Raw genomic sequence first — 9,070 nt, 5'->3', positions numbered from 1 at the left:
CTTCGGCACGTCAAAACTCTGACCGTAGAGGATTTCGTTTTCGAGGAAAACGACGGGATTCGGATCGCGGATAGCGGCCTTGAGCAGGCCCTTGGCGTCGGCTGCCGTGTAGGGCATCACCACCTTGAGGCCCGGAATGTGGCCATACCATGCGGCATAGCACTGCGAATGCTGCGCGGCGACACGCGCGGCCGCCCCGTTCGGGCCGCGGAACACGATCGGCGCGCCCATCTGGCCGCCCGACATATAGAGCGTCTTGGCCGCTGAATTGACGATCTGGTCGATCGCCTGCATGGCGAAGTTGAAGGTCATGAACTCGACGATCGGCTTCAGGCCCGCCATCGCGGCACCGACGCCGACGCCGGCAAAGCCGTGCTCGGTGATCGGCGTATCCACGACGCGGCGCGGGCCGAATTCCTGCAGCAGGCCTTGCGTGATCTTGTAGGCGCCCTGATATTCGGCGACTTCCTCGCCCATGACGAAAACGTCGGGATCGCGGCGCATTTCTTCGGCCATCGCATCGCGAAGTGCTTCGCGAACGGTGGTGGACACCATTTCGGTGCCGGCCGGAATATCCGGATCAGCGGGAATATCAGCCTTAGGCTGGGCCGCGACTGGTGCGGCCGCTTCGGACTTGTCCGACGCGGCTTCCGCCTTCGCAGGCTCCGCGGCAGGAGCAGCAGCCTTGGGAGCCGCGACGTCGCTGGCGCTTTCGCCATCCTGCAGCAGGATCGCGATCACGGTGTTGACCTTGACGCCTTCGGTGCCGGCGGCGATCAGCAGCTTGCCCATCGTACCTTCATCGACGGCTTCCACTTCCATGGTCGCCTTGTCGGTTTCGATCTCGGCGATCACGTCGCCGGAAGTGACCTTGTCACCTTCGTTTTTCAACCATTTGCTGAGCGTGCCTTCTTCCATCGTCGGCGACAGAGCGGGCATCAGAATCTCGATTGGCATGATGTTTTCCTCGTCCCGGTCTTAAAGCAGAATGTCGGTGTAGAGCTCGGATACATCCGGCTCCGGATCGGACTGGGCGAAATCGGCTGAGTCTGCGACGATATCGCGGACATCCTTGTCGACAGCCTTGAGGTCGTCCTCGCTCGCCCAGCCCTTCTCGATAAGACGGGCCTTGACCTGCTCGATCGGGTCATGTTCGGAGCGCATCTTCTGCACTTCGTCCTTGGAGCGGTATTTCGCCGGATCGGACATCGAATGACCGCGATAACGATAGGTCAGCATTTCGAGGATGATCGGTCCCTTGCCGGAGCGGCAATGCTCGAGCGCCTCGTCGGCTGCGGCCTTGACCGCACGCACATCCATGCCATCCACCTGCATTCCGGGAATACCGAAGCCGGAACCGCGCAGCGAATAGTTCGACTGCGCCGTGGCGCGGGCCGTGGACGTGCCCATGGCATAACGGTTGTTCTCGATGATGTAGACGATCGGCAGTTTCCAGAGAGCAGCCATGTTGAAGCTCTCGTAGACCTGGCCCTGGTTGGCCGCGCCATCGCCGAAATAGGCGACGGAAACACTGTCATTGCCGCGATAGGCGTTGGCAAAGGCAAGTCCGGTGCCGAGCGACACCTGCGCACCGACGATACCGTGACCGCCATAGAAATGCTTCTCCTTGGAGAACATGTGCATCGAGCCGCCCTTGCCGTGGGAATAGCCGTTGCGGCGGCCGGTCAGTTCGGCCATGACGCCGCGGGCTTCCATGCCGGTTGCCAACATGTGGCCATGGTCGCGATAGGCGGTGATGACCTGGTCACCTTCCTTCTGGGCCATCTGCATGCCGACGACGACAGCTTCCTGGCCGATATAGAGATGACAGAATCCGCCGATGAAGCCCATGCCGTAAAGCTGGCCGGCCTTTTCTTCGAACCGGCGGATGAGAAGCATTTCACGATAGGCCTTCATATCCTGATCGCGATCGAACTCGGCGATATTGGAGCCGGTGAAGTCCTTCTTGGCGGGCTTTGCCGCGGTCTTGCGGCTGGAAACGGACGCGGATGTTCGCGGTGCCATTCAATCCTCCCTATGGTTGGCTTTTGCAGGTACCATAGGCAAAGATTGCGATCACAGCAATGCCATATTTGCATGGCTTATATTCGTGTTAACTTCTTGTATTTACAAGCATATTTCAAATTAACCTGTTTCCGGTTAATATGGCAATTCAGTGAAAAATCACGATTTCGTCGCTGCGCGACATGTTCAACCCGAAGCGGGCCTTTTCATCCAGCATATCACGTTCGAGCGAGCCGTCACTGAGGAGCGCGACTTCCTTTTCCAGCGTCTGGCGCTGCATCGTCAACTCGTCCAGGCGTGTCTGGCGTTCGATGCGCTGGCGATCGAACTTCTCGGTTGCCCTGAGGCCATATTCCCCATGAATGGAATGATAGCCGAAATAGGAGAGGAAAGCGATCGAGATGAGCGGCATCACAAACCGCCCCAGCTTCCGTTTCTTATGGTGTTTGGTCCACATCGATCATGCCCTGATACGCAATACATGGACACGCTACCAGCCATTGATTAACCGACCGTTGACCATGACAGAGCGCATGAAAAACCCGCGGCCATCACCGGCCGCGGGCTTGTTCTGTGCTCTCGTCATCCTTGGGCTTGTCCCAAGGATCTACCGAAGCATCGGCATATATGCAGGCGACATTCGCACCGCCTATTTCGCAGAAGCCTCAGAAGATCCTCGGCAGGAGGCCGAGGATGACGACGGCGGCGCCTTCTCAGCCGCGCAGGATCGAACGGCCTGCATATTTCGCTTGCGGACCAAGCTGTTCCTCGATGCGGATCAACTGGTTGTACTTGGCGGTGCGGTCGGAGCGCGCGAGCGAGCCGGTCTTGATCTGTCCGCAATTGGTGGCAACGGCGAGATCGGCGATGGTCGAGTCCTCGGTTTCGCCCGAACGGTGCGACATGACGGCGGAGTAGCGTGCCTTGTGTGCGGTCTCGACCGCATCGAGCGTTTCCGACAGCGAGCCGATCTGGTTGACCTTGACGAGGATCGAGTTTGCGACGCCCATCTTGATGCCGTCGCGCAGGCGCGAGGAGTTGGTGACGAACAGGTCGTCGCCAACGAGCTGGGTCTTGCTGCCGATCTTGTCGGTCAGGTACTTCCAGCCTTCCCAGTCGTCTTCCGCCATGCCGTCTTCGATCGAGAAGATCGGATATTTGGCAGCCAGTTCGGCGAGGTAATCCGCCATCGCTTCGGGCTCGAGCGTACGGCCTTCGCCTTCCAGATGATACTTGCCGTTCTTGAAGAACTCGGTCGAGGCGCAGTCGAGCGCGATGTGCATGTCATCGCCCGGACGGTATCCAGCCTTCTCGATCGACTTCATGATGAAGTCGAGGGCAGCCGGAGCCGAAGCGAGACCCGGCGCAAAGCCACCTTCGTCGCCGACATTGGTATTGTGGCCATCGGCGGCCAGTTGCTTCTTCAGCGTGTGGAACACTTCCGAGCCCATGCGCACGGCGTCACGCAGCGTGTCGGCGCCAACCGGCACGATCATGAATTCCTGGAAGTCGATCGGATTGTCGGCATGGGCGCCGCCATTGATGATGTTCATCATCGGCACGGGCAGCATGTGGGCGTTCGGGCCGCCGACATAACGATAGAGCGGCAGGCCGGAAGCTTCGGCGGCAGCCTTGGCAACGGCCAGCGATACACCGAGGATGGCGTTGGCGCCGACACGCGACTTGTTCGGCGTGCCGTCGAGCTCGATCATGGTCGCATCGATATGCAACTGGTCTTCGGCATCCATGCCGCCGATGGCTTCGAACAGTTCGCCGTTGACGGCTTCGACTGCCTTTTCGACACCCTTGCCGAGATAACGCTTGCCGCCATCGCGCAGTTCGACGGCTTCGTGCGCGCCGGTGGAAGCGCCCGAGGGAACGGCGGCACGGCCAAAGCTGCCGTCTTCGAGATGGACGTCGACTTCGACCGTCGGGTTGCCCCGGCTATCGAGAATTTCACGGCCGATGATGTCGATGATTGCAGTCATGGTCTCTTCCCTGCTTCAAACATGGTGGTGGAGGATGGCCCCGTCATAATTCATGGACCGGAAATTACAATGGCGGGTCCGGGCAATTGCCGCCCGCACCCGCACCTTCAAGAAAAATTCACAAAAGCGGCGCTCAGCGCTTTGCCACTGCGTCGAAGGCGAGCAGTGTTTCCAGCAGGCGCGGCATGTCCTTCAGGTGAACCATGTTCGGGCCATCGGAGGGCGCGTTGTCGGGATCCTCGTGCGTCTCGATGAACACGCCGGCGACGCCAATGGCCACGGCGGCGCGTGCCAGTGTCTCGACGAATTCACGCTGACCACCGGTAGACCCGCCCTGACCGCCCGGCTGCTGCACCGAATGGGTCGCGTCGAAGACAACCGGTGCGCCAAGACCCGCCATGATGGGTAGCGAGCGCATGTCGGAGACCAGCGTGTTGTAGCCAAAGGATGCGCCGCGTTCGCACAGAAGCACGTTCGGGTTGCCGCTCTCAGTGAACTTGGCGAGCACGCTCTTCATGTCCCAAGGGGCCAGGAACTGTCCCTTCTTGACGTTGATGACGCGGCCAGTCTTGGCAGCGGCGATCAAGAGGTCCGTCTGGCGGCAGAGGAAAGCCGGAATCTGGAGGATATCGACGGTTGGTGCAACGAGCGCGCACTGCTCTTCCGTATGAATGTCGGTGATGACCGGGAAACCGTACTCTTTCTTGAGATCGGCAAAGACCTCCATCGCCTTCTCAAGACCGATGCCGCGCTTGCCGGAGAGCGACGTGCGGTTGGCCTTGTCGAACGACGACTTGTACACATAGCCAAGCCCGAGCGACTTGCAGAGTTCGACCATCGTGCCGGCGATCATGAAGGCGTGGTCGCGGCTTTCCATCTGGCAGGGGCCGGCGATCAGCGACAGCTTTTGCGTATTGGAAAATACCACCTGGTTCGCACCGCTGCCGGCAACAACATTCGCATTGGTCTGCATGATTATTCTCCGAAGACAAAAATGACACCCTGCCCCGGCGCTTCCGGGACGATAAGGCGATTGTTTTTTTTGATAAAGGGCACCGCACTGGTGGTGAGAAGGTTTTCAGTCGCGGCGAGATCGACAACCTTGAAGACGACGGCGCGTCCAACAAGGCCACGGGAATGATCGAGTGTCTTCCGATCGAAGAAGCCCGACATCCCGGCTTGATTCAGGACGGAGATTTTCACGCCGTTCCTGGTCTCGATATCCATGCCGAAAGAGTGCGCCGAGACCTGGCGCTCGTCGACGGCTTCCTGCAGCAGATACTGGAAATCGGTCGGGTTCGGTTCGGATAGAACAACCTCTGCCATTCCGATGACACCATTGGCATGGGTTTCGAGCACAGAGCGATCCGCCGGCAGCGACTTCAGGCGCTGACAGCTGAAAAAGAAGAAATCCGGCGAGCGCAGATCGGCGGCGAAGGACAGGCGGAAGCTGCCAACGCCCTCGGACCCGTCAGGCAATTTCATCGGTCGCGAGAATTCCAGCATGCCGCCGCCGGAAATGCCATTTTCGCGAAACCGGGCATCGTCCGCCGCAGCGTCATCGGTGCCCAGCACGATTGCCGAGAAACCGTCCTGGCCGTTGCGAAAACGATAGGCCTGATCACGGGCGACAAAGACGTTGCCGTCGAGTGCGGCGGCCTCGCAATCCTCACGCTGGGCAATGCCCAGTGGCTCGAGATAGGTCTTGTCGGCCAGGAAGACGCAGGCGTTTTCCGTTCCGAAGGGATGAAGCGCATCCGCGGCGACGGTGAAGCCGAGCCGCTCGTAGCGGCTCCTGGCGGTTGCCAGATCGATCACCGGCAAAACGAGATGGTCGAGCAGACGCGGGTTGCGGGAGGCAGCGCTCATGAATTTCCCTGAAACTGGTCGTTGGCTGGTGCTTTGCCCTTTTTGAGCGCCGATTTCAAGGAAATGTTGGAGCCACAACTTTGTGTTGATTGCAAACGCAAGGTCCGGCGCGAAAACGCCGGGCCTTGCGGGATCGACCGATCAGAGATTGCTCATGCCACCATCGATCACCAGTTCGCTGCCGACAGTATAGGCCGACTCATCCGAACCGAGGAAAACCACTGCCTTGGCGATTTCGCTGGGGTGACCGAAACGGCCGACCGGGATCTTTGCCGCCGCCATGGCATCGGTATCGGCGGTCGACATGCCAAGCTTGCCATAGAGCGGCGTTGCGACCGGGCCGGGGCTGACGGCGTTGACGCGAATGCCGCGCCCGATCAGTTCGCCCGACAGCGTCTTGGCGAAGGACAACAAGGCAGCCTTCGTCAGCGCGTAGATGCTGGTGTTCGGCATCCCGATATGGGCATTGATCGAGGTGTTGAGCACGATCGAGGCCGGCTTGGCGAACAGCGGCAGCAGCGACTGGATCAGGAAGAACGGTCCCTTGACATTGATCGCCACCGAGCGGTCGAACGCATCTTCATCCACCTGTTCGATTGGGCGGAAATCCGCGACACCGGCATTGACGAACAGGATGTCGAGATGACCGAACGCCTTGCCGACGGTATCGGCGATGGCCTTTTGCCCGGCGATATCGCCGGCATCGGCCTGGATGAAGAGGGCTGCGTCTCCCAGTTCGGCACGCGCGACCTCGATAGTCTTCGGGTTCGTACCGGTAACGGCGATCCTTGCGCCTTCGGCGATGAACTGGCGGGCGGTTTCAAGACCGATGCCGCTGGTGCCACCGGTGATCAGGGCTGTCTTGTTCTGCAGACGTGACATGATGAAACTCCTTGAAATGGTGCGTGAGGATTTGGGGTTCGGTTTGAAAAATCAGGTGCGGGTAATCGTGGCGCCGCCATCGACAAGCGAAGCGGTACCGGTCACGAAAGCCGAATCGTCGGACGCGAGGTAAAGCACCGACCTGGCAAGCTCTTCCGGGGTCGCGACGCGCTTGAGGGCGTGGAGGTTGGTGATGAAGGTCTGTGATTCAGGCGTGTCATTCATCTCGCGATACATGGCCGTGTCAACAGCGCCGGGCAGGATCGAATTGACGCGAACACCCTGCGGGCCGAATTCAGCGGCAAGGGCCTGCGTCAGACCGATCAGGCCGGCTTTCGAGGCGGCATAGGCGGCGACGCCGGGAAAGGCGAAGCTGTAGCCGACGAAGGTCGAGGTGAAGATCACCGAGCCCGCACCGTGCTTGACCATTTCGGCGATCTGGTGCTTGGCGCCGAAGAACGAACCGGTCAGGTTGATGGCGATGGCGTCGTTCCAGCCCTGTTCGGAAATACCGGTCGACGGACCGGCCTCGCCGAGCGTGCCGGCATTGTTGAAGGCGCCATCGAGGCGGCCATAGGTTTCGACGGCGAGCGCGACGAGCGCCTTGGCATAATCTTCCGAGCGGACGTCGCCGGCGAGAGCGACGGCTTCACCACCCTCGGCCTTGATCTCGTCGACGAGGTCATCGAGTTCACCCTGACGGCGGGCGCCGACCACGAGTTTTGCGCCCTCGGCGGCGAACAGTTTTGCGGTGGCTCGGCCAATGCCGGCGCTGGCACCAATGACGATTGCAACTTTGTTGGACAGGCGTTCCATGATCTTTTCCTCTTGGCAGAGCGGTTGAGGCGCCGTACTGGCCGCCTCTTCATGCCGTTTGCTTGAGGGGAATATGGCTTTCTTTTATCGTTCGGATTAGTCTGAAAATGATGGAACTCGTATCCGGAAAAACCGAACGATGGTAAAACTCGACGGCATTACAAGTTTTGTCGCGATCGCCGAAAGCGGCTCGATCAGCGAAGCCGCGCGCCGGCTGCGGCTCTCCAAGTCCGTCGTCAGTGAACGGCTTGCCGAACTGGAGCGCAGCCTGGGTGCAGGCCTGCTGCACCGGACCACCCGCAAGCTGACCCTGACGGAAGACGGCACCGCCTTCCTGGAGCGGGCAAGCCGCATCGTCCAGGAAATCGAGGAAGCCGCCGCCGACATGGCCGAGCGGCGCGGGACGATCACAGGTCCCTTGCGGATATCCGCGCCGGTGACCTTCGGGCGCATGCATTTGGGTCCGGCGCTCTACCCGTTCCTGGCCGAGCATCCGAACCTGCAACTGACGCTCGACCTCGACGACCGGCGCGTCGATGCGGCCGCCGACGGTTACGACGCCGTGGTGCGAAACGGGCCGATTGCCGACTCGCGGCTGATGGCGTGGCGCCTCGCCCCAAGCCGCCGCGTCCTCGTCGCAGCCCCCACCTATCTGCGGGAGCACGGAAAGCCGGCCTCGATCGAGGCTCTCGAACAGCACAAGGGTATTTTCTACACCAACCGCGGCGTCGCCGACTGGCGCTTTCCGACATCGGCAGGGACCGTGCTGGTGCGCGGCCGGATGGGGTTTGGCGTCAACAATGGCGACATGCTTCGGGACGCGGCGGTCTCCGGTCTCGGTATCGCATTGGTGCCGATGTTCGTGGCCGGCGAAGCGATTGCGTCCGGGCAGTTGGAAACGATCGATATCGGCGTGCAGCCGGAACTCGAATATATCCACATTGCCCATCCGGATGGTCGAAGACCGTCGGTGAAGCTCAGGGCATTGGCCGATCATCTGAGCAAGGCCTTCGGCGCGCCGCCCTATTGGGATCCGACCTTTCCGGCTTAAGCGACCTCAATCGCAGGAGCGCAGCTGCCGGGCATAATTGTTGGCGATATTGGCAGACCGGCGAGCCGCCCCCTGCAGCTTGGTGTTGCCGCGATAGGCACCTTTGCGATAACCGCCATCGCCGAGATAATAGGCGAGATAGAGGTTGTAGGCGTCCGATTTCGCAATACCCAACTTCTTGGCATTGCGGCTGTGATACCAGGCGACGAAATGGATGGCGTCGGAGAATTTCGTGCGACGGGCAAGCAGGTGACCGGTCGAGTGCTTGTATTCCGACCAGGTGCCGTTCAGCGCCTGCGAGAAGCCATAGGCGGTCGACTGCCGTTTCCAGGGGATGAAGCCGAGAAGTTTCGTGCGCGGCGGACGGGCATTGGGGCGGAAACCGGATTCGGTGTAGATCGTCGCCATCAGGATCGGAACCGGGACGCCATATTGCCGC

At 60.5% G+C, this 9,070-nt stretch carries 10 protein-coding genes; 1 reads left to right on the top strand and 9 read right to left on the bottom strand.

Annotated features, from left to right (window positions below; genetic code table 11):
* The 8 genes from VL202_RS01880 to VL202_RS01845 all read right to left on the bottom strand — a co-directional run.
* Window positions 1-957: pyruvate dehydrogenase complex E1 component subunit beta (locus tag VL202_RS01880; protein ID WP_325462495.1), on the bottom strand; the 957-nt coding region annotated here is incomplete at its 3' end.
* A gap of 21 nt (window positions 958-978) precedes the next feature.
* Window positions 979-2,025, bottom strand: coding sequence for a pyruvate dehydrogenase (acetyl-transferring) E1 component subunit alpha (pdhA, locus tag VL202_RS01875; RefSeq protein WP_325462494.1), 1,047 nt, complete (start codon window positions 2,023-2,025; stop codon window positions 979-981).
* Between the two features lie 148 nt (window positions 2,026-2,173).
* Window positions 2,174-2,482: a septum formation initiator family protein gene (locus tag VL202_RS01870; protein WP_325462493.1), complete on the bottom strand. Its 309-nt coding sequence runs from the start codon at window positions 2,480-2,482 to the stop codon at window positions 2,174-2,176.
* Between the two features lie 256 nt (window positions 2,483-2,738).
* Window positions 2,739-4,013 (bottom strand): phosphopyruvate hydratase, encoded by a 1,275-nt coding sequence (gene eno / locus VL202_RS01865; protein ID WP_325462492.1) that lies wholly within the window; start codon window positions 4,011-4,013, stop codon window positions 2,739-2,741.
* Window positions 4,014-4,146: 133 nt separating this feature from the next.
* The gene (gene kdsA, locus VL202_RS01860) at window positions 4,147-4,986 is read right to left on the bottom strand and encodes a 3-deoxy-8-phosphooctulonate synthase (RefSeq protein WP_325462491.1); all 840 of its coding nucleotides are present in this window, start codon (window positions 4,984-4,986) and stop codon (window positions 4,147-4,149) included.
* A gap of 2 nt (window positions 4,987-4,988) precedes the next feature.
* Window positions 4,989-5,882 carry a VOC family protein gene (locus tag VL202_RS01855; protein ID WP_325462490.1) on the bottom strand — a complete coding sequence of 298 codons (894 nt, stop codon included), beginning with the start codon at window positions 5,880-5,882 and terminating at the stop codon, window positions 4,989-4,991.
* A 141-nt stretch (window positions 5,883-6,023) separates the two neighbouring features.
* Complete coding sequence (locus VL202_RS01850) at window positions 6,024-6,764, bottom strand: SDR family oxidoreductase (protein ID WP_325462489.1); 741 nt, start codon at window positions 6,762-6,764, stop codon at window positions 6,024-6,026.
* Between the two features lie 51 nt (window positions 6,765-6,815).
* Window positions 6,816-7,580, bottom strand: coding sequence for an SDR family oxidoreductase (locus VL202_RS01845; RefSeq protein WP_325462488.1), 765 nt, complete (start codon window positions 7,578-7,580; stop codon window positions 6,816-6,818).
* A gap of 139 nt (window positions 7,581-7,719) precedes the next feature.
* Between VL202_RS01845 and VL202_RS01840 the strand changes: the two genes are divergently transcribed.
* Window positions 7,720-8,631: a LysR family transcriptional regulator gene (locus tag VL202_RS01840; RefSeq protein ID WP_325462487.1), complete on the top strand. Its 912-nt coding sequence runs from the start codon at window positions 7,720-7,722 to the stop codon at window positions 8,629-8,631.
* A 6-nt stretch (window positions 8,632-8,637) separates the two neighbouring features.
* Here the strand turns inward: VL202_RS01840 and VL202_RS01835 are convergent.
* The coding region (locus VL202_RS01835; protein ID WP_325462486.1) for a transglycosylase SLT domain-containing protein at window positions 8,638-9,070 on the bottom strand (433 nt) is incomplete at its 5' end.

The organism is Pararhizobium sp., assembly GCF_035497515.1.
In the GTDB taxonomy this organism is placed as follows: domain Bacteria; phylum Pseudomonadota; class Alphaproteobacteria; order Rhizobiales; family Rhizobiaceae; genus Pararhizobium.
This window is presented reverse-complemented; position numbering and strand designations above follow the sequence as displayed.